The following is a 25,628-nucleotide window of genomic DNA, read 5'->3' on the forward strand; positions in this document are numbered from 1 at the left end:
AATTTACGGCCTTTTTGACCTTGCTCAATATTTGCTGAAATGCCTGGAAAACGAAAAGGGGAGTATTTGTTAACAGGGTGATAATTAGTGGTTTAAATATGGATGTGCAATCGGTTTCATATATTACGGCACGATATTATTATTCCCTCTCCCCTGTGGGGAGAGGGTTAGGGTGAGGGTTTAGCGTTTCTTACCCATCGCTGCCGCCAGCGCATCCATCATCGCGCTGTTGCCTGCAGGCTGGGCATCACGTCCGCGCGGTTTTGCCGCTTTCGCGGCCGGACGCTGCTGCTCGCGGCCACCGCCGTTTCCGCCACGGCGCGCGTTGGTGTCACCCGGCTGCTCGTCCAGACGCATGGTCAGGGCGATACGCTTGCGCTGCAGGTCCACTTCCAGCACTTTGACCTTCACGATGTCGCCCGCTTTGACCACGGTGTGCGGGTCTTCAACGAACTTGTCGGCAAGGGAGGAGATATGGACCAGACCGTCCTGATGCACGCCGATATCCACAAACGCGCCAAAGTTGGTGACGTTGGTCACTGCGCCTTCCAGCACCATGCCGGGCAGCAGGTCGTTCATGGTTTCCACGCCGTCAGCAAAGGTCGCCGTTTTGAACTCAGGACGCGGATCGCGGCCCGGCTTTTCCAGCTCTTTGATAATGTCGGTAACGGTTGGGACACCAAATTTGTCATCGGTGAAATCAACGGCTTTCAGATTGCGCAGAGCGCTGCTGTCGCCCATGAGATCTTTCAGCGCCTGCTGGGTGGCGGCCAGAATACGCTCCACCACAGGGTACGCTTCCGGGTGAACGGTGGAGGCATCGAGCGGGTTATCGCCGTGGTTGATGCGGAGGAAGCCCGCGCACTGCTCAAAGGCTTTTGGCCCCAGACGGCTCACCTTCAGCAGCTGCTGACGGTTCTGGAACTGGCCGTTCTCGTCACGCCAGGCGACGATGTTCTGCGCCATCATGCGGGTTAAGCCCGCCACGCGGGTCAGCAGCGGAACGGAGGCGGTGTTCAGGTCAACGCCGACGGCGTTAACGCAGTCTTCCACGACAGCATCCAGCTTGCGCGCCAGCTGCGTCTGGCTCACGTCGTGCTGATACTGGCCCACGCCGATGGATTTCGGGTCGATCTTCACCAGCTCCGCCAGCGGATCCTGCAGGCGGCGAGCGATAGAGACCGCACCGCGCAGGGAAACGTCCAGGTCCGGGAACTCCTGTGCCGCCAGCTCGGATGCGGAATAGACGGATGCCCCCGCTTCGCTGACGATCACTTTCTGCGCCGTCACTTTCGGGAACTGCTTCTGCACGTCGAGGTAGAAACGCTCGGTCTCACGTGAGGCCGTACCGTTGCCGATGGCAACCAGCTCTACGTTGTATTTTTCGCACAGCGCCGCCACTACCACGGCCGCTTTCGCTGCCTGGCCAGTGTGCGGATAAATGGTATCGGTAGCCACCAGCTTGCCGGTGCCGTCAACCACAGCGACTTTTACACCGGTGCGCAGACCCGGATCGAGACCCATGGTGGCGCGCAGGCCAGCAGGGGCGGCCATCAGCAGGTCGTGCAGGTTACGGGCGAAGACGTTAATCGCTTCATCTTCGGCACGCTCGCGCACGGTGCCCATCAGCTCGGTTTCGAGGTGCATCAGCACCTTGATGCGCCAGGTCCAGCTCACCACGCCTTTGCGCCAACTGTCCGCCGGGGCGTTGTTCAGGCGCAGGCCAAGATGGTCGATGATAATCTGCTCGCAGTGGCTCTCTTTCGGCGGCTCGTCAAACTGCGGGTCGGCGTTCAGGGAGAGCTGCAGCACGCCTTCGTTGCGGCCGCGGAACATCGCCAGCGCGCGGTGGGAAGGGGCGGTAGAGATCGGTTCGTGGTGATCGAAGTAGTCGCGGAATTTCGCGCCTTCTTCCTCTTTACCCGCGACGACGGTAGAGACGATGTGGGCATTCTTCCACAGGTAATCACGCACTTTGGCGAGCAGGGCGGCGTCTTCGGCGAAGCGCTCCATCAGAATATAGCGCGCGCCGTCGAGGGCGGCCTTGGTATCCGCTACGCCTTTGTCGGCGTCGATGAATTTCGCCGCTTCGGTATCCGGATCGTGGGACGGTTCGTTCCACAGCAGGTCGGCCAGCGGCTCAAGACCCGCTTCAATCGCAATCTGTCCGCGCGTGCGGCGCTTCGGCTTGTACGGCAGATAGAGGTCTTCGAGTTCGGTTTTGCTCAGGGTGCCATTGATGGCGCTTTCCAGTTCGCTGGTCAGCTTGCCCTGTTCGCCGATGGACTTGAGGATCGCCTGACGACGTTCTTCCAGTTCGCGCAGATAACCGAGACGGGTTTCCAGGTTACGCAGCTGCGTGTCATCCAGACCGCCGGTGACTTCCTTACGATAGCGCGCAATAAATGGCACGGTGTTCCCTTCATCAAGCAGGCGAACGGCAGCTTCTACCTGTTCGGCTCTGGCCTGAATATCACCCGCAATAATGCGGCAGAGCGAATCTTTCATCATGGCTTTATCATCTTGTGGGTCAAAAATCAGGGGATAGTTATACGGGCTGACACGGCAAAATGCCAGCCGGGGAGGGCGCTCTCGGACTATTTTACGTAGACGATCTCATTGACGTACCAGCTGGCTTCGCCGGCTGGGGTCTGCACGACGGCCAGATCGCCCACTTCCTTTTTCAACAGCGCGCGAGCCATCGGCGAGTCGATGGAGATGTAATCCTTACGACCAAAAATTTCATCGTAGCCGACAATGCGAAAGCGCAGGGTGTCACCGTCGTCGTTTTCAATCTCCACCCACGCGCCGAAGAACACTTTGCCCTCCTGCTGCGGGGAGTAATCGACAATTTTGAGATTCTCGAGGCACTTCGTCAGATAGCGAACCCGGCGGTCAATTTCGCGCAGCCGCTTTTTGTTGTACTGGTAGTCAGCGTTTTCGCTGCGATCGCCCAGGCTCGCGGCCCAGGTCACTTTTTTGGTCACCTCAGGACGCTCTTCGCGCCAGAGGTAATCCATCTCTTTTTTGAGCTTCTCATACCCTTCGCGGGTGATCAGGGGCGTTTTCATGGTAAAGCCTTTGCTGCCGGTTTTCTGTCTTGCGCACAATACGTACCACACAGTGTAACAGACAGGATTAATAATGATTTATGTGATGAAATGAGCAGATAAGCTGCTGTTAAATATGCTTTGTAACAATTTCGACTAGAATTTATACCAGAATTAGCTGGTCGAATACGTGCACTTTTTTAGAATACGCTGTTACAAAGACTATCCGAACCTTTGGGAGTACACACAATGCAAGAGAACTACAAAATTCTGGTCGTGGATGACGACATGCGCCTGCGTGCGCTGCTGGAACGTTATCTGACCGAGCAGGGCTTCCAGGTTCGTAGCGTCGCGAACGCTGAGCAGATGGACCGTCTGCTGACCCGTGAATCTTTCCATCTGATGGTTCTCGACCTGATGCTGCCTGGCGAAGACGGGCTTTCTATCTGCCGCCGTCTGCGCAGCCAGAGCAACCCGATGCCGATCATCATGGTGACGGCGAAGGGAGAAGAAGTTGACCGTATCGTGGGCCTCGAAATCGGCGCCGACGACTATATTCCAAAACCGTTTAACCCGCGTGAACTGCTGGCGCGTATTCGCGCCGTGCTGCGTCGTCAGGCGAACGAACTGCCTGGCGCGCCGTCGCAGGAAGAAGCCGTCATCGCCTTCGGCAAGTTCAAGCTGAACCTCGGTACGCGCGAGATGTTCCGTGAAGACGAGCCAATGCCGCTCACCAGCGGCGAGTTTGCGGTCCTGAAAGCGCTGGTCAGCCACCCGCGTGAACCGCTTTCCCGTGACAAGCTGATGAACCTGGCGCGCGGTCGCGAATACTCCGCAATGGAACGCTCTATTGACGTGCAGATCTCCCGCCTGCGCCGCATGGTGGAAGAAGATCCGGCGCATCCTCGTTATATTCAGACCGTATGGGGTCTGGGCTACGTGTTCGTCCCGGACGGCTCTAAAGCATGAGGCGAATGCGCTTCTCGCCGCGTAGCTCGTTTGCCCGCACCCTGTTACTGATCGTCACCCTGCTGTTCGTCAGCCTGGTGACGACCTATCTGGTGGTGCTGAACTTTGCGATCCTGCCGAGCCTCCAGCAGTTTAATAAGGTCCTGGCCTACGAAGTCCGTATGCTGATGACCGATAAACTGCAGCTGGAGGACGGCACGCAGCTCGTCGTTCCCCCGGCGTTTCGCCGTGAAATCTACCGTGAACTGGGTATTTCGCTCTACTCGAATGAAGCGGCGGAAGATGCGGGCCTGCGCTGGGCGCAGCACTATGAATTCCTCAGCCAGCAGATGGCGCAGCAGCTGGGCGGCCCGACGGAAGTGCGCGTTGAGGTCAACAAGAGCTCGCCCGTCGTCTGGCTGAAAACCTGGCTGTCACCCAATATCTGGGTGCGCGTCCCGCTGACCGAAATCCATCAGGGCGACTTCTCGCCGCTGTTCCGCTACACCCTGGCGATTATGCTGCTGGCGATAGGCGGCGCGTGGCTATTTATCCGTATACAGAACCGACCGCTGGTCGACCTGGAGCACGCTGCGCTGCAGGTCGGTAAAGGGATTATTCCTCCTCCGCTACGCGAGTATGGAGCCTCGGAAGTCCGCTCGGTGACGCGCGCGTTTAACCATATGGCGGCAGGCGTGAAGCAGCTGGCGGATGACCGTACGCTGCTGATGGCGGGCGTCAGCCATGATCTGCGCACCCCCCTGACGCGTATCCGTCTGGCGACGGAAATGATGGGAGAAGAGGACGGTTATCTTGCCGAGTCCATCAACAAGGATATCGAAGAGTGCAACGCCATCATCGAGCAGTTCATCGACTACCTGCGCACCGGTCAGGAGATGCCGATGGAGATGGCGGATCTGAACGCGGTGCTGGGTGAAGTGGTGGCGGCGGAAAGCGGCTACGAGCGCGAGATCGATACCGACCTCCAGGCGGGCGAGATCCAGGTGCGCATGCACCCGCTCTCCATTAAGCGCGCGGTGGCCAACATGGTGGTTAACGCGGCGCGCTACGGCAACGGCTGGATTAAGGTCAGCAGCGGCTCTGAGCTCAACCGCGCCTGGTTCCAGGTGGAAGACGACGGTCCGGGCATCAAGCCCGAGCAGCGTAAGCATCTGTTCCAGCCGTTTGTGCGCGGTGACAGCGCGCGCAGCACCAGCGGTACGGGCTTAGGCCTGGCGATTGTGCAACGTATTGTGGATAACCATAACGGGTTGCTGGAGATTGGCACCAGCGAGCGGGGTGGGTTGAGCATTCGCGCCTGGTTGCCGGTACCGGTCACGCGGGGGCAGGTGAAAGAGAGTTAAAAAAAGGGTGGCATTCGCCACCCTTTTTTGTAGGTCGGGTAAGGCGAAGCCGCCACCCGACAAGATACGGTCTCTGCGGCCTGATGCCCTCACCCCGACCCTCTCCCACAGGGAGAGGGGGAAGGGCTACAGCTTCGGACCCGCACTCACCAGCGCAGCACCCGCCGGAGTATCGGTGTACTTCTCGAAGTTCTCGATAAAGAGCTTCGCCAGCGATTCCGCTTTCTCACGCCACTGCTCTGGTGAACCGTACGTATTGCGCGGGTCGAGGATATGCGTATCCACACCCGGCAGCGACGTTGGGATCGCCAGGTCAAACATCGGCAGCGTGAAGGTTTCGGCGTCGTCCAGAGAACCATCCAGAATGGCGTCGATAATCGCGCGGGTATCTTTGATGGAGATACGTTTGCCGGTGCCGTTCCAGCCGGTGTTCACCAGGTATGCCTGCGCGCCGGATGCCTGCATGCGTTTCACCAGCACTTCAGCGTACTGCGTCGGGTGCAGCGACAGGAAGGCCGCGCCGAAGCAGGCGGAGAAGGTTGGGGTTGGCTCCGTCACGCCGCGCTCGGTGCCCGCCAGCTTGGCGGTGAAACCGGAGAGGAAGTGGTACTGCGTCTGGCTGGCCGTCAGGCGAGACACCGGAGGCAGTACGCCGAACGCATCCGCCGTCAGGAAAATAACCTTCGTGGCATGACCCGCTTTTGACACCGGCTTCACGATATTGTCGATGTGGTAGATCGGGTAAGAGACGCGGGTGTTTTCCGTTTTCGACGCATCGTCGAAGTCGATGGAGCCGTCGGCACGCACGGTGACGTTTTCCAGCAGCGCATCGCGACGGATCGCGTGGAAGATATCCGGCTCGGCCTCTTCAGACAGGCGAATAGTCTTCGCGTAGCAGCCGCCTTCAAAGTTGAATACGCCGTCGTCATCCCAGCCGTGTTCGTCATCGCCAATCAGACGACGTTTTGGATCGGTGGACAGAGTCGTTTTCCCGGTGCCGGACAGGCCGAAGAAGACCGCCACGTCGCCTTTTTCACCGACGTTCGCCGAGCAGTGCATGGAGGCGATGCCCCGCAGCGGCAGCAGGTAGTTCATGACCGAGAACATCCCTTTCTTCATTTCGCCGCCGTACCAGGTACCGCCGATCAGCTGGATACGCTCGGTCAGGTTGAAGGCAACAAAGTTTTCGGAGTTCAGACCCTGCTCTTTCCACTGTGGGTTGGTGCATTTCGCGCCGTTCATCACGATGAAATCAGGGGTGAAGTCCTGCAGCTCTTCGTCGGTTGGACGAATAAACATGTTTTTCACGAAATGCGCCTGCCAGGCCACTTCGGTGATAAAACGTACGGAGAGACGGGTGTCGGCGTTAGCGCCGCAGAAAGCGTCGACAATAAACAAACGCTTGCCGGAAAGTTGCTGGGTGACGAGCCCTTTCAGGTGCTGCCAGGTTTCCGGAGAGAGCGGTTTATTGTCGTTCTTCCCTTTGCCCTTGTCAGCCCACCACAGCGTATCGCGGGTGGTTTCGTCTCGGACGATATACTTATCTTTCGGCGAACGACCGGTAAAGATACCGGTATCGACGGCGATAGCACCAAGATTCGTCAACACACCACGCTCGTATCCTTCCAGTGCTGGATTGAGCTCTTCCTGATACAGCGTATCGTAGTCGGGGTTGTAGACGATTTCCTGGACGTCGTGAATACCATAAGCCTTGAGATCTTGCGGGGTTAAACCAGTAACACGCATATCACTGCTCCTTAGCCAATATGTACTGCCTGAAATTGTAGGGTTTTTCTGGGGTTGTTTACCGCGACGGGGCTCATAGATTCATGCATCTGGACAAAACCCTTACTAACGGAAAACGCTGCGACTCCAGTCACAGCGCAGGCGGATTATCGCAGGAATCGCTTTTTGGGTGGGGAAAATGTTCCGAAAAGGTTAAAGACTGGTGATTTTATCGGAAGGAATGTGAATGTAATCGCATACACGTAAGAAAATTACGTAAGAGTTACATAGGGAAAACGATTCAGCTTGGGCGGAGTTTTTACCCCTCACCCCAGCCCTCTCCTCAAAGGGGAGAGGGTTATAGGGTGAGGGGAAAGAGGTTTAGTGAACCTGTGGATCTGCCGGGGAGGCGTTATTGCGGATCTCAGCGATATCCATTGAATTGAACACATAGTGCGTACCGCAGTAGTCACAGTGCATATCAATTTCACCGTCTTCCGCCATGATGCTGTCGATCTCTTCATCCGGGAGGGTTTTCAGTGCGCCAGCGCAGCGTTCGCGGGAGCAGGTGCACTTAAATTCCACGGACTGCGGGTCGTAAACGGTCACTTCTTCTTCGTGGTACAGACGCCACAGCACGTCAGTCGCTGACAGGTTGAACAACTCTTCCGCTTTGATGGTTTCTGTCAGCGTCGCCAGGTGCTCAAAGTCATTGGTCTGTGCGTCCTGCGCAGGCAGAACCTGCAGCAGCATACCGCCCGCAGCAGGCTGACCGTCCACTTCACCGGTGCGGATGAACAGACGCGTCGGCAGCTGTTCAGAACGCATGAAGTAATCTTCCAGGCAGGCCGCCAGGGTATCGCCTTCCAGACCCACCACGCCCTGATAGCGCTCACCTTCCTCAGGGGAGATGGTGATCACCAGGTAGCCATTACCCACCAGCGTTTTGAGGTCTGCATTTTCAGGCACGTCGCCCTGAACGCGCGCGACGCCGCGCATCTGCTGCTGGTTATTGCCGTTAATGACCGCCAGCGTCATCGGGCCGTCACCCTGCAGCTGCACGGTGATATCACCGGCAAACTTAAGCGTCGCCGTCAGCAGGCTGGTGGCAACCAGCAGTTCGCCCAACAGGGTCTTCACCGGCAGCGGGTAGTTGTGGTTTTCCAGAATCTGTTTCCAGGTTTCAGATACGGTGACCAGCTCGCCGCGCACGGCGAATTGTTCAAACAGATAGCGGTGTAATTGGTCGTGTTGGGCCATTTTCATCTCTCGTGCGGGTGAGGTTATTCAGTCTCACCGTGTTTAAATTTCATCAGGTCGCGGCGCTCTTTTTTATCCGGTCGCCGGTCCGGGTGAGGCATCGTCAGCGCGTTCATTTTGCGCGCCAGAGCGGTCTTCTCGCGCTTTTCAATGCTCTCCGCCGTCTCTTCATAAAGCAGTACGGCTTCCGTTGCGGGTCGACGTTGTTCGGTAATGGCTTTAATCACGACCGTACGTTCATCGTTGCCCTGACGCAGCGTTAAGGTGGCATTCAGCTCAACCAGCTTGCTCGGTTTGCTGCGCTGGCCGTTGTAATGCACTTTTCCGCCGTCAACCATCTCGCGGGCAAGGGCGCGCGTTTTATAAAAACGCGCCGCCCACAGCCATTTATCCAGTCTTACCCCGTCAGAGGGTTTTTCTTTCATGGCGTCTCCTTCACGGTCAGTGAGGGGATCATCTGGCGATAGTCGTTCAGTCCAGGGTGGCGCAGATAGCTTTTTTCAGCCAGGCCAGAGTCAGGATTGGTAACGCCCAAACAGTAGCGGATGCCAAACTTTGCCGCGGAATCCAGAATGGGCTCGCTGTCATCAATGAACAGCGTACGTTCTGGCTGCAAACCCGTCTCTTCCTTCACCGCATGCCACAACCGCTGATCCTCTTTCGGATAACCAAATGTGTGGGTGGAAAGTAATAAATCAAGGTGCGACGCCAGACCCGTATGCTCCAGCTTCACCGCCAGATTATGTGGATGCGCGTTGGTCAGTAAAATACGGCGCTTGCCGCTTGCTTTCAGCGCATCCAGGAACGGAACCGTATCCTCGCGCAATACGGCGCGTGGACCCTGGGCGGTGGTCATGGCACAAATATCCAGACCGAGGCGATCGCTCCAGTAGTCAAGACAGTACCAGTTTAGCGTATGTTGGACCGCGCTATATTGCGAACGAATGAATGCCTGCGCTTCTGCCGGGGAGATCCCCTGCTGCTCGCCATAGGTTTCAGGAACCAGCGTTTGCCAGAAATAGTTATCAAAGGCGAGATCGAGCAGCGTGCCGTCCATATCCAGCAGAACGGTATCAACCTCCTGCCAGGCGATATCAAGGTGCATAAGGGGGAACTCCAGCCAGAAGAAACGTGCGCGACAGGGTAGCACATCTTGCCGCGCAACAACGTTATCAGATCAGGCTCTCAGACGAGGGGATCAGCTTAGGATTGAGGCAGTTTTCATAATACTGCTGGATGTCGGCAAGCCGGGTGCGCGAGCGCTGGTAGCGGCGCAGGGCCATAAAACCGTTCCAGAAAATGGCAATCAGCATCGCGGTCATCAGCAAAGAGGTGCCAACGTAACGCCATAAACCTGCGCTATCCGGCATCCGGTGCAGGCCGATATGGCGAGTGCCGTTGGCATCGGTGTAGAGGCTTGTGACAATCCCTTCGGCGCTGAACGGCGTTTGCATCAGCATCTGTGCCAGGCGCTGGAATTGGCTCCACTGCTCCTGCGCCGGGTAGTCATAAAGCGCAACCTGCGGGTAAGGCTGATCGACCAGGTCGCTGCCTTCATCGCTGACAATCACAAACCCGCCCGGTGCCGGGCTGTTCAGCGCCTGAGCCGCACGGGTGGTCTCGCGCATCATGAACGGCGAGGTGGAGGTGGCGACCAGGTTATCCAGCGATTCAGCGCTCACCGGACGCAGCAGCACGTTAACACCGTCCAGTCGTCCCGCTTCGGCGCGTTTCACCAGCGAGTCCCAGTCTTTACTGTTACCCAGGTTTACCAGGGCGTTTTTAAGACGTATGCACTCATCCTGAGAGGAGCATAAATCCTGCGTTTTCAGGACGATGTCACCAAAATCATCCAGCAGAACCATGCCTGATTTTTGAATGGCCGAGCGCAGCGCGGGACTGACGCGCGAGTCATCGTCCGTTTTCGGGTGCAGCTGGCGGTTCACCGTCTGGGTAAGGGCCGTGGCTTTATTCACCACTTCGGATTCCGGCAGCGGCAGCGGCGGCGCGTCGTTCCAGATAATTTGCGAGCAGTCGAACGGCATAAACGGCGAATTCTGGCGGGTGTTCCACGCCCCCGGGGTGTGAATATTACACATCCCGGTACCCTTCAGGCGCAGCGTGTCCCCCACGCGCACACCGGCTTCATCCAGCTTGTTGACGCTGGTCGCTTCGATGGTTTGCGCCCCTTTGATCCACGACAGGGTGAATTTGATGGGCATATCCAGCGGCACGAAAAGCAGAAGCATGACTAAGACCAGCGCCGCGCCTCCGGCAATGACCGTGCTGCGAAGCCAGTGCTGAAGCGGGAAATTTTTCACTTCATCATGCAGGGACAAGAAGCGCCCCTGACGCACAACGTGTCGGTCAAGGTAGATATCAATATCCGTTTTCTGACCCAGGTCCTGCGCAATCCACGGTTGCCAGTGGCGCGGGTAGATCAGATCGATAATACCGAGCGAAATATTATTGAGATGTTCCTGATCGTTTTCACCGAACAGGCCCCAGCGCTTTGGCGTACCGCGCAGGCAGTGGATCTCACGCAACGAGGTTTTGGCCGGTGGGGCAAAGAGACCCCAAAGCCCGGCCGCCAGCAGCAGCACCGCGCCTCCCGCCAGCCAGGGGACAAACACATCCGGCGTCAGCAGGCAGACAAAAAAGAGCAGGAAGGCGGAGACGATCAGAAGCGCTTCACGAATGCCGTCCGGGCGGCTCAGGGCGTACTCTTCATGCGTCTCCTGGCGAATATTCAGCAGTTCGATCTGCTCAGTCTCTTCGCCACGAATGGAAGCCTGCGTTGAACTCGCACGCTCCAGCGCAAAACGCGGGGCTTCCTGAAGATATTCATTCAGCGTGTGGCCGTTAAGCGAGATAACCAGGGGCAACGAATCGGTGTGAATCAGCTCAACGCTGTTTTCGTCATTAATGTATTGCTCCCAGGATGGAGGGAGATGCACTTCGACGGAATCCAGGTAATAGCGCCATTTGTTGGGGTCATCAGTGGTGATGCCATAGCGCGTGATGGAGCGCGTCACGCAGAGCACGGTATCACTTTGCGCATTGAGCTTTAGCGCGACGGGTGCGGCGGTAGCTCCCGTTGGCCCAGGCGTGAGCTGAGAACGGTTCAGGATTTCGAGATAGTTTTCAACTGCATCGCGCTCGTCTTGCGTGAGTTTACGCGTGGTCGCGCCCGCAAATGCATTTAAAAAGGGCAGACGATAACGGCGCTGTACGCGGCGCCTGTACATCCACCCTGCAACCAATGCGCCGGCCAGCATAGCAGCGAGAACAATCAAAATGGTGCTCATGCTTTCCCCATCTTACTTATCTTACAGGTGTAGTCAGTAGCACCTTTACATTGAATGAGTGTCTGTGGTTGGCTATCGGCAAGTATGGAGTCGAACTTGAGCATTCTGAAGCGCATCCCAGTGACCGGTGATGATAGCAAAGCCTGTTATGGCGCGATATCAGCAAATTCCTGGAAACATTTCAACCTCTTGACATTTGTTTTGAATTGAGGATTGATTCCTGCTACGTTGCACAAATGTAAATACAGAACAATTGACATTGCCGAAACCGTGCGGCGTATCGCACAATAACCCCAGTTCTCACTGCTAAGACCCATCACGATGAGCAAACCACTACAAAAACCCACCATTCTGAATGTTGAAACTGTCGCCAAATCGCGGCTGTTTAATGTTGAAAGTGTGGACCTGGAGTTCAGCAACGGTGTGCGTCGCGTTTATGAACGTATGCGCCCCTCGTCGCGCGAAGCGGTGATGATTATTCCCATTATCGACGATCATCTGATTTTGATCCGCGAATACGCTGTGGGCACGGAATCTTACGAGCTTGGGTTCTCGAAAGGGCTTATCGATCCGGGTGAAACCGTCTTTGAAGCGGCCAACCGCGAGCTGAAAGAAGAGGTCGGCTTCGGGGCGAATGAGCTTTCATTCCTGAAAAAACTGAGCATGGCGCCGTCCTATTTTTCCAGCAAAATGAATATTGTGGTCGCTGAAGATCTCTATCCTGAATCGCTGGAAGGGGATGAGCCGGAGCCGCTGCCGCAGGTTCGCTGGCCGCTGGCGCACCTGATGGATCTGCTGGAAGACCCTGACTTTAACGAGGCTCGTAACGTGAGCGCGCTGTTCCTGGTACGGGAGTGGCTGAAGGGGCAGGGGCGACTGTAGGCCATAAAAAAGCCGGGTGGCGGCTTCGCCTTACCCGGCCTACGATGCTTTGCCCGGTTTTGACCGGGCATTTTTATGTTTAGAACAGCTCGTGCGTTTCGCCGTTGTCAATGATCTCTGTGCCCACCTCATGCACCGCCTGTGCGGTTGGCTGGGTGCCCTCAATGAAATACTCTTCGCGACTGTTACCGCCGTTGGCGAGCTGGCCCGTACTGCGGTCGATATTGACCGTCACCACGCCTGGCGGTGGCGTCAGCGGCTGCTCCGGCACGCCTTCGAGAACGGACTTCATGTAGGCGTCCCAGGCCGGCTGCGCGCTCTTCGCTCCGCCTTCGTAGCCGGAAATCTGATCCTTAATCGCGCCGGAGGCCGTTGTACGACCTAAGTCGCGGCGGTGATCGTCGAAGCCGATCCAGACCGATGTCACCACGCCCGGCCCGTAACCGGAGAACCACGCGTCTTTCGAGCTGTTGGTTGTCCCCGTTTTACCGCCGATATCATGGCGCTGCAAATCACGTCCTGCACGCCAGCCGGTACCCTGCCAGCCCGGTTCACCGAAGATGTTGGTGTTCAGCGCGCTTTTGATCAGGAACGACAGCGGCGTGTTGATCACATGCGGGGCATACTGCTGCGCACCGGTCTGCGCCACCAGCGCCTGGTTCGCCTGTTCCAGCTGCGGCTGCGGCACAACGCCGTTCTGCTGCTCCTGCGACACGGCCGGGTCTTCCATGTCCTTGTTTTCAAGCACGTCGGATTTCGGCGTGTTGCCATAAATGACTGGAATATCGCAGTCAGGGCAGGCAATTTTCGGCTTCGCTTCAAACAGCACGCCGCCCTGGTCGTTCTCGATCTTGCTGATGAAGTACGGGTCAATCAGGAAGCCGCCGTTGGCCATCACCGAGTAACCGCGTGCGACCTGAAGCGGCGTAAAGGAGGCTGAGCCCAACGCCAGCGACTCGGTGCGAACGATATTCTGCGCCGGGAAGCCGAAGCGCTGCAGATACTCTGCGGCATAGTCGACGCCCATCGCGCGCATGGCGCGTACCATCACCACGTTTTTCGACTGTCCCAGGCCCTGACGAAGACGAATAGGACCGGCATACTCTGCAGGGGAGTTCTTCGGCTGCCAGTCGGAACCGGCACCGGCATCCCAGCGGGAAATTGGCACGTCGTTAAGGATGCTGGCGAGGGTCAAGCCCTTATCCATCGCTGCCGTGTAGAGGAACGGTTTGATATTGGAACCGACCTGACGCAGCGCCTGGGTGGCGCGGTTAAATTTGCTCTGGTTGAAATCAAACCCGCCGACCAGGGCCAGGACGGCGCCGTTCTGCGGGTTGATAGAGACCAGGGCCGAGTTGACGTCCGGCACCTGTGCCAGCCACCAGGATTCACCTACCTTGCGCACCCAGATTTGCTGCCCGGTTTGTACCGCGTCGGTCACTTTACGCGGCGTGGCGCCCTGCAGCGTATCCGAGCGGTACGGACGCGCCCAGCGGATACCGTCCATACGCAGGGAGACGGAGGTACCGTCCGCAAGTGTCGCAACGGCCTCCTGAGGATCGGCCTGCGTCACCACGGCAGGAAGGAGCGGACCGTAGGTTGGCAGCGCCTTCAGCGTACTGGTGATTTTTTTGCTGTCCCACGCGCTTTCGCCCACTTTCCACAGCACGTTTGACGGGCCGCGATAGCCGTGACGCATATCGTAGTCCATCACGTTGTTGCGTACCGCTTCCTGCGCCGCCTGCTGCACTTTACGGGTGACGGTGGTGTACACGCGATAGCCATCTTCATAGGCCTTGTCGCCATAACGATTCACCATCTCCTGGCGAACCATCTCGGTCAGGTAAGGGGAGGCGAAGGCGATCTCAGGGGCGTGGTAGTTAGCGTCAATGACATCGTTACGCGCCTGCTCGTACTCGCTCTGGCTGATGTAGCCTTCGCTCAGCATACGTGACAGGACGACGTTCCGACGCGCGGTGGCGCGATCGAGCGAGTAGAGCGGGTTAAACGTGGACGGCGCTTTTGGCAGACCGGCAATGGTTGCCATTTCGCTTAAGGTGAGTTGCTCAACAGGCTTACCGAAGTACACCTGTGCGGCAGCCCCCACGCCATAAGCGCGGTAGCCCAGGTAGATTTTGTTGAGGTACAGCTCAAGGATTTCGTCTTTGCTCAGCAGCTGCTCAATACGGATAGCAAGGAACACCTCTTTGATCTTACGTATCAGCGTCTTTTCAGGGCTGAGGAAGAAGTTACGCGCCAGCTGCTGCGTAATGGTACTCGCCCCCTGAGAGGCGTGACCAGAGAACAGCGCAATGCTCGCGGCGCGGAAAATCCCCACCGGATCGACACCGTGGTGCTCGTAAAAACGGCTGTCCTCCGTGGCGATAAAGGCTTTCACCATCACAGGGGGAATTTGGTTTAAGGTCAGCGGAATACGACGCTTCTCGCCATACTGCGCCATGAGCTCGCCATCGGCGCTATAGACCTGCATCGGGATCTGGAGTCGCACATCGCGAAGCGTGGCGACATCAGGTAGCTGTGGCTCAATATATTTGTACAAACCGTAAATCGAGCCTGCTCCCAGCAGAATGCAACAGACTGCAAGGATGAATAAATACTTTACGAACTTCACCGGAGATTTCCCATTTGGTTTCACTTGGGCAGTTTCTAAACAATCGCGCGGTAGTATAAAGGCAAGCCTGATTCATTGATATAGCCGTCAGGGTGACGGGCGATAAGGAGATCGTGAAGCATGGCTTTCAAAACTTGGCAAACGGGCATTCATATTCAACAGGATAGGGTGCTGATCGTCGCACTGGCCCGGGAGAAGTCCGGCTGGTGTTTGCGGCGCTGGTGGGCAATCCCGCTGGCTGAAGGCATCATTCGTGACGGCAAAATTTATCAGTCAGAACAGCTGGTTGATGCGTTACGCGACTGGCGAAAAACGCTGCCGCACTACCACCGGGCGTTCCTCTCTTTCCCGGCAGCACGCACCCTGCAGCGGTCGCTTGCCCGTCCGACCGTTGCGCTGCGCGACAGCGAGCAGCTCTCATGGCTTGGCGCCGCGCTCGCCCGCGAACTGGAGATGTCTGCCGATACGCTCTGTTTCGATTACGTGCAGGATACGCTCAGCAATACCTTTCAGGTGACAGCCGCACAAAACAACGAGGTTGACACCCTTCTGGCGCTGGCGAAGGCGCTGCGTTTGCGGCTGATGACCATTACGCCGGATGCCAGCGCTCTGGCGAATCTTCTTCCTGCGGTGACACCAGCGAAGTGCATCGCCTGGCGGGACGAGCGGCAGTGGCTCTGGGCGATGCGCCACCAGTGGGGACGCCGCTTTACCACAGAAGCAGACAATGTGGCTGAGCTGTCGGCGCTGCTGGCGCTTGGTCCGGATGACATCGCGCTGTTTGATAGCCGACGTGACCCGTGGGAAATCCTTGAGCGCTGCCATGCTCCGCTGCCGGACTGCGGCGCTGATTATACCGTTGCGCTGGCGCTGGCCATGAGCGAGGTGCCCGGATGAGCATCATGAACTTTCTGCCCTGGCGGCAGCAGCGGCGCGCGCGATGCCTGCGTTTCTGGGGCGCAATGTGTGTCGGCACCGTACTGTTAATCTTCATGGCCATTTTCTGTCTGCGGATGAACCCTCTTATGAGGCTGCACGCGCTGCAAACGGATCTGACGGGCCTGCAGGCCGTGCAGCATGTGCTTCTCTCCCGGCAGAGACTCGCCTCACAGGCGCAGCTGCCAGCGCAGGAACTTCAACGACGTGCATGGCAACCGGTGCTGGAAACCCTTTCCCGCACCATTCCGGCACAGGTCTGGCTGACAGAGCTGCGCTATCAGCCTCCTGCTCTGATGCTGAGCGGGTATGCCATAACCCTGCCGGCCCTGTCTGCTCTGCGCGATGCACTTGGCCAAATAGCGGGTTTTACGCCCGGGACGGCGGGTGAGCTTCGGCGGGACAGCCAGGGGCGCTGGATGTTCACGCTTCAGCTTAAAAGCGAGGGGTAACGCGTGGATACCCTGTTAGAACGCTGGTGCGAAAGCCGTCCCTGGTATCGGGTGCTCTTCTGGTGTCTGGGGAGTCTCCTGGCAGGACTGGCCGCGTGGGGCACCTTGCTCAGACCGGTAGACAGGCAGTGTGCTGAACGACAGCGCCAGCTGATTCAGGACACGAGAACTAACGCAGCGTTATGGCCTGCCGTCAGAAAGGTGCCGTTTCGTCCGGAAACGCCGGAATCACGGGAATTGATATCTTTTTCCCCGCTCGATTTTCAGGGTGATAACACGACGCTGGTTCACTGGAAGCCGCTGCAGAACGGAGGGGAACTGATGCTGGAGGTTGAGTGGCAGGCGCTTCCGGCGCTTTTTTCCCGGCTGGCGCAGCAGGATGTGCAGATCGCCGCTTTTGCGATTGTGCCACAAGGTACGGCGTTGCGCCTGCGGCTGGAGCTGGCACATGCGAAATAGCGCGCGATATTTGCTGGTTTGCTCAGCGCTGCTATTGACCGGCATGCGCGATCCGTTTCACCCGCCGGACGATCCCTGCGCCATTGGCGAGCTGGCGCAGTGGCACTATCGCGGCATGGTGGGAGGACAGCAGGCTATCGGCATTTTACAGGATGGGCAAAAGCGCTGGTACCGGCTGAAAACGCATGAGCGCTTCCCGGCAGGCTGGACGATAACAGCCATCAATGCAACGGAACTGGTTGTTGATGTGGGTGACACATGTGAACCAGAAAAATGGACGTGGCAACGAGAAGGAACGGATAAGAATGAATTTACGGATAATGCTGTGGCTGCTGGCGTTCAGCCATCCGCTGTGGGCCGCCGCGCCAAAACCGGTCACGCTGGTGGTGGATGACGTTCCTGTGGTCCAGGTGTTACAGGCCCTGGTCGCACAGGAGAACCGTAATCTGGTGGTCTCGCCTGATGTCGGCGGCTCGCTTTCGCTTAACCTGACGCGCGTCACCTGGCGGCAGGCGTTACGGACGGTAGTCTCCAGTGCCGGACTTGTCCTGCGCGAGGACGCGGGCATTTTTTACGTGCATACCGCCGCCTGGCAGCGTGAACAGCAGGAACGTTCAGAACAGGAGCGGGCGCGTCGACAGCTTGATGCGCCGCTGGTGTCTCACACTATCCCTTTTTCCTATGCCGATGCCGGAGAGCTGCAAAAAGCCGCGGAAAAACTTCTGAGCCCGAAGGGGAGTTTATCTGTCGACAAACGCACCAACCGCCTGCTGATCCGGGATAACCAGACGGTGGTGGAGACGCTGCAGCGCTGGGCCGCTCAGATGGATATTCCCGTCGAACAGATCGAGCTGGCGGCGCACATTGTGACCATTAATGAAAAAAGCCTGCGTGAGCTGGGAGTGAAGTGGAATCTCGCCGACGCCACCGACGCGGGCAAGGTTGGCCAGCTCACCACGCTTGGCAGCGATCTTTCCGTCGCCAGCGCCACCAGCCACGTGGGTTTTAACATCGGACGGATCAATGGTCGGCTGCTGGATCTGGAGCTCTCTGCGCTGGAGCAAAAACAGCAGGTCGATATCATCGCCAGCCCGCGGCTGCTGGCCTCGCATATGCAGCCGGCCAGTATCAAGCAGGGGAGTGAGATCCCGTATCAGGTCTCAAGCGGTGAAAGCGGCGCCACCTCCGTTGAGTTTAAGGAAGCGGTATTAGGGATGGAGGTCACGCCGGTGGTGTTACCGGGAGGGCGCGTGCGCCTGAAATTGCACATCAGCGAAAATATGCCGGGACAGGTTCTGCAGCAGGCGGACGGCGAAACGCTGGCGATCGACAAACAGGAGATAGAAACCCAGGTGGAGGTAAAAAGTGGAGAAACGCTGGCGTTGGGCGGAATTTTTTCGCAGAAGAACAAAACCGGCAGTGACAGCGTGCCGGGGCTGGGAAAAATCCCCTGGATTGGTCAGCTTTTTCGCCATGACGGGAAAGACAACGAACGGCGTGAGTTAGTGGTGTTTATTACACCACGTCTGGTCGGTATTCGCTGACGGGTAACGATCCCCGCAATGAATTTGCATTCAGTTTGTTGCAGATGTTTGACGTGGGGCATGAATTAGCATACAAGGAGTACCGATTTGAGTTGGACTTACGTCTTATTACCTTATGCGCCCGGCGCGGTGATTTAATCAGTTGCCAAACAAGCCGGAGTATTGAGATAATTTTTAGTCTGACTCTCGCTCTATTGCATATGAGGTTTCAGTTCATGTCCTGCTACGCCGGGTGTCTGCGCAGCGGGGATTACCATTAACGAATAGTCTTAGTAGTACCGATAAAATGGCAGAGAAACGCAATATCTTTCTGGTTGGGCCTATGGGTGCCGGCAAAAGCACTATTGGGCGTCAGTTAGCTCAACAACTCAATATGGAATTTTACGATTCTGATCAAGAGATTGAGAAACGAACCGGAGCTGATGTGGGCTGGGTTTTCGACGTAGAAGGCGAAGAAGGTTTCCGTGACCGAGAAGAAAAAGTGATCAACGAACTCACGGAAAAACAGGGCATCGTTCTGGCAACAGGCGGCGGCTCTGTGAAATCTCGCGAAACCCGCAACCGTCTCTCCGCCCGTGGCGTAGTGGTCTATCTTGAGACGACTATCGAGAAACAGCTGGCACGTACGCAGCGCGATAAAAAGCGCCCGCTGCTGCAGGTTGAAACGCCACCACGCGAAGTTCTGGAAGCGTTGGCCGATGAACGCAATCCGCTGTATGAAGAGATTGCCGATGTGACCATTCGTACTGACGACCAGAGCGCTAAAGTGGTTGCAAACCAGATTATTCATATGCTGGAAAGCAACTGATTCTGGCTTTATATACACTCGCCTGCGGGTAAAAGCATTAAAGGTGGATGTCGCGTCATGGAGAGGATTACAGTTACTCTCGGGGAACGTAGTTACCCTATCACCATCGCGGCTGGTTTGTTTAACGACCCAGCTTCCTTTTTACCACTGAAAGCGGGTGATCAGGCGATGCTGGTCACCAATGAGACGCTGGCTCCGCTTTATCTCGACCGCGTACGCCACCTGTTTGAGCAGGCGGGCGTAAAAGTCGACAGTGTGATTCTCCCCGATGGCGAGCAGTATAAAAGCCTGACGGTACTGGATACCGTCTTTACCGCATTGCTGCAAAAACCACACGGTCGCGATACAACACTGCTTGCCCTGGGCGGCGGTGTTGTTGGCGATCTGACCGGTTTTGCGGCCGCAAGCTATCAACGTGGCGTCCGTTTTATTCAAATCCCGACCACGTTGCTGTCCCAGGTCGACTCCTCTGTCGGTGGCAAAACGGCAGTCAACCATCCGCTCGGTAAAAACATGATTGGCGCCTTCTACCAGCCCGCATCGGTGGTGGTGGATCTCGACTGTCTGAAAACGCTGCCGAAGCGCGAGCTGGCTTCTGGTCTGGCGGAAGTGATCAAATACGGCATTATTCTGGATGGCGAGTTCTTTAGCTGGCTTGAAGAGAATATGGATGCGCTGCTGGGCCTGGATGAGGCTAAACTGGCATACTGCATTCGTCGTTGCTGTGAGCTGAAAGCAGAAGTTGTTGCCGCAGACGAGCGTGAAACGGGCTTACGTGCTTTACTGAATCTTGGGCATACGTTTGGTCACGCGATTGAAGCCGAAATGGGCTACGGTAACTGGCTGCACGGTGAAGCCGTCGCGGCCGGCATGGTGATGGCGGCTCGCACCTCCGAACGTCTCGGGCAGTTCAAGCCGGAAGAGACGGCACGCATCATTGCGCTGCTTGAGCGTGCAGGTTTGCCGGTGACCGGGCCGCAGGAGATGTCGGCGCAAGCGTATTTACCCCACATGATGCGCGATAAAAAAGTATTGGCAGGCGAGATGCGTCTTGTACTCCCGCTTGCCATAGGGAAGAGTGAAGTACGCGGCGGAGTGCCGCACGATGTCGTTCTTGGCGCTATCGCTGACTGTCAGCAGGCGTAACAACTAGAAAGGTCAGGCCACTGTCGCAGGTGGTCGTTTAGCTTCAGGTGAAATGCAAAGTCGTTGGCATAAGCCTTTGAGTGGGGTGTTAAATGGATGAATTCAAACCAGAAGACGAGCTGAAACCCGATCCCAGCGATCGTCGTACTGGTCGTTCTCGTCAATCTTCAGAACGTGATAACGAGCCGCAGATCAACTTTGACGATGTTGATCTGGATGCAGACGATCGTCGCCCTTCGCGCAACCGCAACGCGCACGAGGAGCGAGCAGAAGAGGATTATGAGTCCGAAGAAGATTCAATGGACGAACAGCCTGTAGAGCGTCGCCCGCGTAAACGTAAAAAAGCCGCTGCGCCTAAACCGGCGTCCCGCCAGTACATCATGATGGGCCTTGGCGTTCTGGTGCTTGTGCTGCTGATTGTCGGCATTGGCTCCGCGCTTAAAGCACCGTCAACGAACTCAACCGAGCAAACGGCTTCCGCTGAGAAGAGCATCAACCTGTCCGGTAACGATGCGTCCAATCAGGCGAATGGTGCGCAGCCTGCTCCGGGTACCACTTCCGCAGAGCAGACCGCAGGGAACACCGCAGCGCCGCAGGATGTTTCTCTGCCGCCTGTTTCTTCAACCCCTGCTCAGGGTCAGGCACCTGCTACGCCTGAAGGCCAGCAGCGCGTAGAAGTTCAGGGAGACCTGAACAATGCGCTGACGCAGCCGCAGAACCAGCAGCAGGTTGATAACGTCGTGGTTAACTCTACGCTGCCAACTGAACCTGCAACCGTTGCCCCGGTTCGCGGTGGTAACGCTCAGCCGCAAGCGGCCGCGACGGAAACCAAGCCGCGCCAGACGCAGACTGCGGCACGTCCTGAACGTAAGCAGGCGGTGATTGAGCCTAAGCGTGAAACCAAACCTCAGGCAGTCGTTAAAGCGCCTGAAGTGAAAGCTGTTCCGGCCCAGCCGAAACATACCGAAACGGCCGCGGTGAGCGAGCCGGCTAAAGCGCCCGTCACGCAGACTGCGCCGAAAGCCACGGCGACCACCACGGCACCGGCTGCCACAGCTGCACCTGCAGCAACGGCTCCAGCAGCCACGGCAACAGCCTCCAGCAGCGCCGCAGGTAAAACTGCAGGTAACGTTGGCTCGCTGAAGTCTGCGCCATCCAGCAACTACACGCTACAGCTAAGCAGTTCGTCTAACTATGACAACCTCAACAGCTGGGCGAAGAAATCAAATCTGAAAAACTACGTTGTTTATCAGACGACCCGTAACGGTCAGCCGTGGTATGTGCTGGTGAGCGGTGTTTATTCGTCCAAAGATGAAGCAAAACGTGCCGTAGCGGCGCTGCCAGCTGATGTTCAGGCGAAAAACCCATGGGCGAAGCCGATTCATCAGGTTCAGGCCGATCTGAAGTAATGTTTAAAGCGCAGGATGCTGTCGGAGCTTTCTCCACAGCTGGAGAAGGTGTAATCAGTTAGTCAGCATGAAAAAAAATCGCGCTTTTCTGAAATGGGCAGGGGGGAAATACCCCCTGCTCGATGATATTAAAAAGCACCTGCCTAAAGGCGAGTGTCTTATCGAACCTTTCGTGGGTGCAGGATCGGTGTTCCTCAACACCGATTTTTCTCGTTATATCCTGGCGGATATCAACAGCGACCTTATCAGCCTCTATAACATCGTTAAGCTGCGTACCGATGAGTATGTCGCCGAGGCGCGCAAACTGTTTACGCCCGAGAACAATAACCCGGACGTTTACTACCAGTACCGCGCGGAGTTTAACCAGAGCCAGGACCCGTTCCGCAGAGCCCTGCTGTTCCTCTACCTCAACCGACATGGTTACAACGGCCTGTGTCGGTATAACCTGCGCGGGGAGTTTAACGTGCCTTTTGGCCGCTATAAGCGCCCGTATTTTCCGCAGGACGAGCTGTATCACTTTGCCGAAAAAGCGCAGAGCGCAGAGTTTCATTGCCTCTCCTATGAAGAGTGTATGGAACTGGCAGGCGTAAACTCGGTGGTTTACTGTGACCCGCCTTACGCGCCGCTGTCTGCGACGGCGAACTTCACCGCCTATCACACCAACAGCTTCAGCCCTGCCGAACAGGCTCGTCTGGCGGAGATGGCGGAAAAGCTGGTCAGCAAAAGAATTCCGGTGTTAATTTCGAATCACGATACCCCTGATACGCGCGAATGGTACAAAGCCGCGAAGCATTTTCAGGTTAAGGTGCGGCGTAGCATTAGCAGCAACGGCGGCACACGTAAAAAGGTGGACGAACTTCTGGCTCTTTATCGCCCCTGAGCCGTTTTGCCCGCCGGTAAACACATTTCAAGGAGAAGCGGATGAAACAGTTTTTGATTGCTCCCTCAATTCTGTCGGCCGATTTTGCCCGTCTGGGTGAAGATACCGCCAAAGCTCTCGCGGCTGGCGCAGATGTCGTCCATTTCGACGTGATGGATAACCACTACGTTCCGAATCTGACCATTGGCCCAATGGTGCTCAAGGCATTGCGTAACTATGGCATTACCGCGCCGATCGACGTTCACCTGATGGTGAAGCCTGTTGACCGCATCGTGCCTGACTTCGCCGCGGCGGGTGCCAGCATCATCACTTTCCATCCGGAAGCCTCTGAACACGTCGACCGCACGCTGCAGCTGATCAAAGAGAACGGCTGTAAAGCAGGTCTGGTGTTTAACCCGGCCACGCCGCTGAGCTATCTCGACTATGTCATGGACAAGCTGGACGTGATCCTGCTGATGTCCGTTAACCCGGGCTTTGGCGGCCAGTCGTTTATCCCCCACACGCTGGATAAGCTGCGTGAAGTACGCCGTCGTATTGACGAGTCAGGCTACGATATTCGTCTGGAAGTGGACGGCGGCGTGAAAGTGAATAACATTGGTGAAATTGCGGCAGCGGGCGCGGATATGTTTGTTGCCGGTTCAGCCATTTTCGACCAACCGGATTACAAAAAAGTCATTGATGAAATGCGCCGCGAGCTGGCGAAGGTAAGTCATGGATAAATTACAGGCTATTCGGGGTGTGGCATTCGACCTCGACGGTACGCTGGTCGACAGCGCGCCGGGCTTAACGAGCGCCGTAGATCAGGCGCTGTACGCACTTGAGCTGCCCGTTGCAGGTGAAGAACGCGTGGTAACGTGGATTGGCAACGGCGCCGATGTTCTGATGGAGCGTGCACTGACGTGGGCTCGCCAGGAGCGCGCGTCGCAGCGTTCCGCGCAGGGTAAACCGAGCGTCGATCACGCTGACATTCCTAAGGATGAGCAGCTGCGTATTCTGCGCAAACTGTTCGATCGTTTCTACGAAGAGACCGTCGAGGAGGGCAGTTTCCTGTTCCCGGACGTTCAGGAAACGCTGAGCGCGCTTCACGCGAAGGGTATCCCGCTGGGGCTGGTGACTAACAAGCCAACCCCGTTCGTTGCGCCTCTGCTGGAAGCGCTCGACATCGCAAAGTATTTCTCCGTGATTGTGGGCGGCGATGACGTGCAGAACAAAAAGCCGCATCCGGAACCGCTGCTGCTGGTGGCAGGAAAATTATCCTTAACGCCTGCGGAGCTGCTCTTTGTCGGGGATTCGCGCAATGATATTCTGGCTGCCCGAGCGGCAGGGTGTCCTTCCGTCGGATTAACCTATGGCTACAACTACGGTGAGGCCATCACGCTAAGTGAGCCGGATGTGGTCTTCGACCACTTCAAAGATTTGTTGCCCGCACTCGGGCTTTCGCACAGTGAACATCAGGAATTGAATAATGACTAAGCCCATCGTTTTTAGTGGCGCACAGCCTTCAGGTGAATTGACCATTGGTAACTACATGGGTGCGTTACGTCAGTGGGTCAGCATGCAGGATGACTACCATTGCATCTACTGCATCGTCGATCTCCATGCGATTACCGCGCGTCAGGATCCTGAGAAGCTGCGCAAAGCCACTCTCGATACGCTGGCGCTGTACCTGGCCTGCGGCATCGATCCTGAGAAAAGCACTATCTTCGTTCAGTCTCACGTGCCGGAGCACGCGCAGCTGGGCTGGGCGCTGAACTGCTACACCTATTTCGGCGAGCTGAGCCGCATGACCCAGTTCAAGGATAAATCCGCGCGCTACTCTGAGAACATCAACGCCGGTCTGTTTGACTATCCGGTGCTGATGGCGGCGGACATCCTGCTGTACCAGACAAACCAGGTCCCGGTGGGTGAAGACCAGAAGCAGCATCTGGAGCTGAGCCGCGATATCGCCCAGCGCTTTAACGCGATCTATGGCGATGTGTTCAAAGTGCCAGAGCCGTTTATTCCGAAGTCCGGCGCGCGCGTGATGTCGCTGCTGGAGCCGACCAAAAAGATGTCCAAGTCTGACGATAACCGCAACAACGTTATCGGCCTGCTGGAAGACCCGAAATCCGTCGTCAAAAAGCTCAAGCGTGCGGTCACCGACTCCGACGAGCCGCCGGTAGTGCGTTACGACGTGCAGAACAAAGCGGGCGTCTCCAACCTGCTGGATATCCTCTCCGGCGTGACCGGCCAGAGCATTCCTGAGCTGGAACAGCACTTCGAAGGCAAGATGTACGGCCACCTGAAAGGCGAAGTGGCAGACGCCGTTTCCGGGATGCTGACCGAGCTGCAGGAGCGCTATAACCGCTATCGCAACGACGAAGCCTTCCTGCAGAAGGTAATGAAAGAGGGCGCGGAAAAAGCCAGCGCGCGCGCGTCCGAAACCCTGAAAGCGGTATACAACGCGATTGGGTTTGTGGGTAAACCTTAAGTAAAAGCAAAACGGTAACCACGTTACCGTTTTTAGGGTTTGTTCCCTCTCCCTGTGGGAGAGGGTCAGGGTGAGGGCATCAGGCCGCACTTCCCTAAACAAAAAAACCGGGACATCCCGGTTTTTTTACGCCTGTAAAACGCTTACTGCTGCGCCGCCGGGCCGCAACCACCGATGATCTTCGAAATGGAGATCGCCGGGTGCAGCAGATAATCGTAGCTGCAGTTATTTTTGGTGTTCTGTACGTGACCGGTGCAGGCAGTCAGCGTCGATAACAGGCCAACCAGAACGGCGGCTTTTGCCAGTTTGAACATACGCATTCCTTGTCTTAAAAACGAAAATTGGATGTAACTCA

Annotated in this window: 24 protein-coding genes; 15 read left to right on the forward strand and 9 right to left on the reverse strand. The window is 56.9% G+C overall.

The window, feature by feature from the left end; genetic code table 11:
- Positions 1-180: 180 nt before the first annotated feature.
- On the reverse strand, positions 181-2,511 hold the full coding sequence (locus tag OTG14_RS20975; RefSeq protein ID WP_024907909.1) for a Tex family protein: 2,331 nt from the start codon (positions 2,509-2,511) through the stop codon (positions 181-183).
- 86 nt (positions 2,512-2,597) lie between these two features.
- On the reverse strand, positions 2,598-3,071 hold the full coding sequence (gene greB, locus OTG14_RS20980; protein WP_014885539.1) for a transcription elongation factor GreB: 474 nt from the start codon (positions 3,069-3,071) through the stop codon (positions 2,598-2,600).
- Positions 3,072-3,299: 228 nt separating this feature from the next.
- On the opposite strand from greB, the gene ompR reads away from it, so the two are divergent.
- Together ompR and envZ are read left to right on the forward strand one after the other, a co-directional pair.
- Positions 3,300-4,019 carry an osmolarity response regulator transcription factor OmpR gene (gene ompR / locus OTG14_RS20985; RefSeq protein ID WP_001157751.1) on the forward strand — a complete coding sequence of 240 codons (720 nt, stop codon included), beginning with the start codon at positions 3,300-3,302 and terminating at the stop codon, positions 4,017-4,019.
- Positions 4,016-5,362 (forward strand): two-component system sensor histidine kinase EnvZ, encoded by a 1,347-nt coding sequence (gene envZ / locus OTG14_RS20990; protein WP_008503047.1) that lies wholly within the window; start codon positions 4,016-4,018, stop codon positions 5,360-5,362. Before ompR ends, envZ begins: the two co-directional genes overlap by 4 nt.
- Positions 5,363-5,488: 126 nt before the next feature.
- Here the strand turns inward: envZ and pckA are convergent, their stop codons facing one another.
- The 5 genes from pckA to OTG14_RS21015 all read right to left on the reverse strand — a co-directional run bounded on the left by pckA (position 5,489) and on the right by OTG14_RS21015 (position 11,655).
- The gene (pckA, locus tag OTG14_RS20995; protein ID WP_047652888.1) at positions 5,489-7,108 is read right to left on the reverse strand and encodes a phosphoenolpyruvate carboxykinase (ATP); all 1,620 of its coding nucleotides are present in this window, start codon (positions 7,106-7,108) and stop codon (positions 5,489-5,491) included.
- A gap of 360 nt (positions 7,109-7,468) precedes the next feature.
- Positions 7,469-8,353 (reverse strand): Hsp33 family molecular chaperone HslO, encoded by an 885-nt coding sequence (gene hslO, locus OTG14_RS21000; protein ID WP_161495995.1) that lies wholly within the window; start codon positions 8,351-8,353, stop codon positions 7,469-7,471.
- A gap of 17 nt (positions 8,354-8,370) precedes the next feature.
- Complete coding sequence (hslR, locus tag OTG14_RS21005; RefSeq protein ID WP_023333710.1) at positions 8,371-8,772, reverse strand: ribosome-associated heat shock protein Hsp15; 402 nt, start codon at positions 8,770-8,772, stop codon at positions 8,371-8,373.
- Positions 8,769-9,452: a GMP/IMP nucleotidase gene (gene yrfG / locus OTG14_RS21010; protein WP_024907913.1), complete on the reverse strand. Its 684-nt coding sequence runs from the start codon at positions 9,450-9,452 to the stop codon at positions 8,769-8,771. The genes hslR and yrfG overlap by 4 nt, the downstream gene beginning before the upstream one ends.
- Before the next feature lie 67 nt (positions 9,453-9,519).
- The gene (locus tag OTG14_RS21015) at positions 9,520-11,655 is read right to left on the reverse strand and encodes an intracellular growth attenuator family protein (RefSeq protein WP_024907914.1); all 2,136 of its coding nucleotides are present in this window, start codon (positions 11,653-11,655) and stop codon (positions 9,520-9,522) included.
- A 321-nt stretch (positions 11,656-11,976) separates the two neighbouring features.
- Here OTG14_RS21015 and nudE point away from each other — a divergent pair, with 321 nt between their 5' ends.
- Positions 11,977-12,537 carry an ADP compounds hydrolase NudE gene (nudE, locus tag OTG14_RS21020; protein ID WP_023333707.1) on the forward strand — a complete coding sequence of 187 codons (561 nt, stop codon included), beginning with the start codon at positions 11,977-11,979 and terminating at the stop codon, positions 12,535-12,537.
- A 79-nt stretch (positions 12,538-12,616) separates the two neighbouring features.
- Here the strand turns inward: nudE and mrcA are convergent, their stop codons facing one another.
- The gene (gene mrcA / locus OTG14_RS21025; RefSeq protein WP_267215702.1) at positions 12,617-15,169 is read right to left on the reverse strand and encodes a peptidoglycan glycosyltransferase/peptidoglycan DD-transpeptidase MrcA; all 2,553 of its coding nucleotides are present in this window, start codon (positions 15,167-15,169) and stop codon (positions 12,617-12,619) included.
- A gap of 120 nt (positions 15,170-15,289) precedes the next feature.
- On the opposite strand from mrcA, the gene OTG14_RS21030 reads away from it, so the two are divergent.
- From OTG14_RS21030 to trpS, 12 genes are all read left to right on the forward strand, one after another.
- The gene (locus tag OTG14_RS21030; RefSeq protein WP_024907916.1) at positions 15,290-16,066 is read left to right on the forward strand and encodes a type IV pilus biogenesis protein PilM; all 777 of its coding nucleotides are present in this window, start codon (positions 15,290-15,292) and stop codon (positions 16,064-16,066) included.
- A complete protein-coding gene (locus OTG14_RS21035) occupies positions 16,063-16,557 on the forward strand; it encodes a PilN domain-containing protein (protein ID WP_267215703.1) in 495 nt (164 codons plus the stop codon). Before OTG14_RS21030 ends, OTG14_RS21035 begins: the two co-directional genes overlap by 4 nt.
- A gap of 3 nt (positions 16,558-16,560) precedes the next feature.
- Complete coding sequence (locus tag OTG14_RS21040) at positions 16,561-17,016, forward strand: HofO family protein (protein WP_267215704.1); 456 nt, start codon at positions 16,561-16,563, stop codon at positions 17,014-17,016.
- Positions 17,006-17,410 carry a HofP DNA utilization family protein gene (locus OTG14_RS21045; protein WP_032645261.1) on the forward strand — a complete coding sequence of 135 codons (405 nt, stop codon included), beginning with the start codon at positions 17,006-17,008 and terminating at the stop codon, positions 17,408-17,410. The genes OTG14_RS21040 and OTG14_RS21045 overlap by 11 nt, the downstream gene beginning before the upstream one ends.
- Positions 17,337-18,560: a DNA uptake porin HofQ gene (hofQ, locus tag OTG14_RS21050; RefSeq protein WP_267215721.1), complete on the forward strand. Its 1,224-nt coding sequence runs from the start codon at positions 17,337-17,339 to the stop codon at positions 18,558-18,560. The genes OTG14_RS21045 and hofQ overlap by 74 nt, the downstream gene beginning before the upstream one ends.
- A gap of 286 nt (positions 18,561-18,846) precedes the next feature.
- The gene (aroK, locus tag OTG14_RS21055) at positions 18,847-19,368 is read left to right on the forward strand and encodes a shikimate kinase AroK (RefSeq protein WP_003861630.1); all 522 of its coding nucleotides are present in this window, start codon (positions 18,847-18,849) and stop codon (positions 19,366-19,368) included.
- 57 nt (positions 19,369-19,425) lie between these two features.
- Positions 19,426-20,514: a 3-dehydroquinate synthase gene (gene aroB, locus OTG14_RS21060; protein WP_267215705.1), complete on the forward strand. Its 1,089-nt coding sequence runs from the start codon at positions 19,426-19,428 to the stop codon at positions 20,512-20,514.
- Between the two features lie 92 nt (positions 20,515-20,606).
- Positions 20,607-21,923, forward strand: coding sequence for a cell division protein DamX (damX, locus tag OTG14_RS21065; RefSeq protein ID WP_267215706.1), 1,317 nt, complete (start codon positions 20,607-20,609; stop codon positions 21,921-21,923).
- Positions 21,924-21,990: 67 nt separating this feature from the next.
- Positions 21,991-22,803: an adenine-specific DNA-methyltransferase gene (gene dam / locus OTG14_RS21070; RefSeq protein WP_267215707.1), complete on the forward strand. Its 813-nt coding sequence runs from the start codon at positions 21,991-21,993 to the stop codon at positions 22,801-22,803.
- Between the two features lie 41 nt (positions 22,804-22,844).
- The gene (gene rpe / locus OTG14_RS21075) at positions 22,845-23,522 is read left to right on the forward strand and encodes a ribulose-phosphate 3-epimerase (RefSeq protein WP_024907923.1); all 678 of its coding nucleotides are present in this window, start codon (positions 22,845-22,847) and stop codon (positions 23,520-23,522) included.
- A complete protein-coding gene (gene gph / locus OTG14_RS21080; RefSeq protein ID WP_024907924.1) occupies positions 23,515-24,276 on the forward strand; it encodes a phosphoglycolate phosphatase in 762 nt (253 codons plus the stop codon). The genes rpe and gph overlap by 8 nt, the downstream gene beginning before the upstream one ends.
- Positions 24,269-25,273, forward strand: coding sequence for a tryptophan--tRNA ligase (gene trpS, locus OTG14_RS21085; protein WP_148769869.1), 1,005 nt, complete (start codon positions 24,269-24,271; stop codon positions 25,271-25,273). Before gph ends, trpS begins: the two co-directional genes overlap by 8 nt.
- 143 nt (positions 25,274-25,416) lie before the next feature.
- Here trpS and OTG14_RS21090 read toward each other — a convergent pair whose 3' ends face one another.
- On the reverse strand, positions 25,417-25,587 hold the full coding sequence (locus OTG14_RS21090) for a YhfL family protein (protein ID WP_008503029.1): 171 nt from the start codon (positions 25,585-25,587) through the stop codon (positions 25,417-25,419).
- Between the last annotated feature and the right edge of the window lie 41 nt (positions 25,588-25,628).

The sequence above is a fragment of the Enterobacter pseudoroggenkampii genome (genome assembly GCF_026420145.1).
In the GTDB taxonomy this organism is placed as follows: domain Bacteria; phylum Pseudomonadota; class Gammaproteobacteria; order Enterobacterales; family Enterobacteriaceae; genus Enterobacter; species Enterobacter pseudoroggenkampii.

Bases quoted from the DNA above. Each gene is read 5' to 3' on its own strand.
- OTG14_RS20975 (WP_024907909.1), bottom strand. From the start codon at position 2,511: ATGATGAAAGATTCGCTCTGCCGCATTATTGCGGGTGATATTCAGGCC.
- greB (WP_014885539.1), bottom strand. From the start codon at position 3,071: ATGAAAACGCCCCTGATCACCCGCGAAGGGTATGAGAAGCTCAAAAAA.
- ompR (WP_001157751.1), top strand. From the start codon at position 3,300: ATGCAAGAGAACTACAAAATTCTGGTCGTGGATGACGACATGCGCCTG.
- envZ (WP_008503047.1), top strand. From the start codon at position 4,016: ATGAGGCGAATGCGCTTCTCGCCGCGTAGCTCGTTTGCCCGCACCCTG.
- pckA (WP_047652888.1), bottom strand. From the start codon at position 7,108: ATGCGTGTTACTGGTTTAACCCCGCAAGATCTCAAGGCTTATGGTATT.
- hslO (WP_161495995.1), bottom strand. From the start codon at position 8,353: ATGAAAATGGCCCAACACGACCAATTACACCGCTATCTGTTTGAACAA.
- hslR (WP_023333710.1), bottom strand. From the start codon at position 8,772: ATGAAAGAAAAACCCTCTGACGGGGTAAGACTGGATAAATGGCTGTGG.
- yrfG (WP_024907913.1), bottom strand. From the start codon at position 9,452: ATGCACCTTGATATCGCCTGGCAGGAGGTTGATACCGTTCTGCTGGAT.
- OTG14_RS21015 (WP_024907914.1), bottom strand. From the start codon at position 11,655: ATGAGCACCATTTTGATTGTTCTCGCTGCTATGCTGGCCGGCGCATTG.
- nudE (WP_023333707.1), top strand. From the start codon at position 11,977: ATGAGCAAACCACTACAAAAACCCACCATTCTGAATGTTGAAACTGTC.
- OTG14_RS21030 (WP_024907916.1), top strand. From the start codon at position 15,290: ATGGCTTTCAAAACTTGGCAAACGGGCATTCATATTCAACAGGATAGG.
- OTG14_RS21035 (WP_267215703.1), top strand. From the start codon at position 16,063: ATGAGCATCATGAACTTTCTGCCCTGGCGGCAGCAGCGGCGCGCGCGA.
- OTG14_RS21045 (WP_032645261.1), top strand. From the start codon at position 17,006: ATGCGAAATAGCGCGCGATATTTGCTGGTTTGCTCAGCGCTGCTATTG.
- hofQ (WP_267215721.1), top strand. From the start codon at position 17,337: ATGCTGTGGCTGCTGGCGTTCAGCCATCCGCTGTGGGCCGCCGCGCCA.
- aroK (WP_003861630.1), top strand. From the start codon at position 18,847: ATGGCAGAGAAACGCAATATCTTTCTGGTTGGGCCTATGGGTGCCGGC.
- aroB (WP_267215705.1), top strand. From the start codon at position 19,426: ATGGAGAGGATTACAGTTACTCTCGGGGAACGTAGTTACCCTATCACC.
- damX (WP_267215706.1), top strand. From the start codon at position 20,607: ATGGATGAATTCAAACCAGAAGACGAGCTGAAACCCGATCCCAGCGAT.
- dam (WP_267215707.1), top strand. From the start codon at position 21,991: ATGAAAAAAAATCGCGCTTTTCTGAAATGGGCAGGGGGGAAATACCCC.
- rpe (WP_024907923.1), top strand. From the start codon at position 22,845: ATGAAACAGTTTTTGATTGCTCCCTCAATTCTGTCGGCCGATTTTGCC.
- gph (WP_024907924.1), top strand. From the start codon at position 23,515: ATGGATAAATTACAGGCTATTCGGGGTGTGGCATTCGACCTCGACGGT.
- trpS (WP_148769869.1), top strand. From the start codon at position 24,269: ATGACTAAGCCCATCGTTTTTAGTGGCGCACAGCCTTCAGGTGAATTG.
- OTG14_RS21090 (WP_008503029.1), bottom strand. From the start codon at position 25,587: ATGTTCAAACTGGCAAAAGCCGCCGTTCTGGTTGGCCTGTTATCGACG.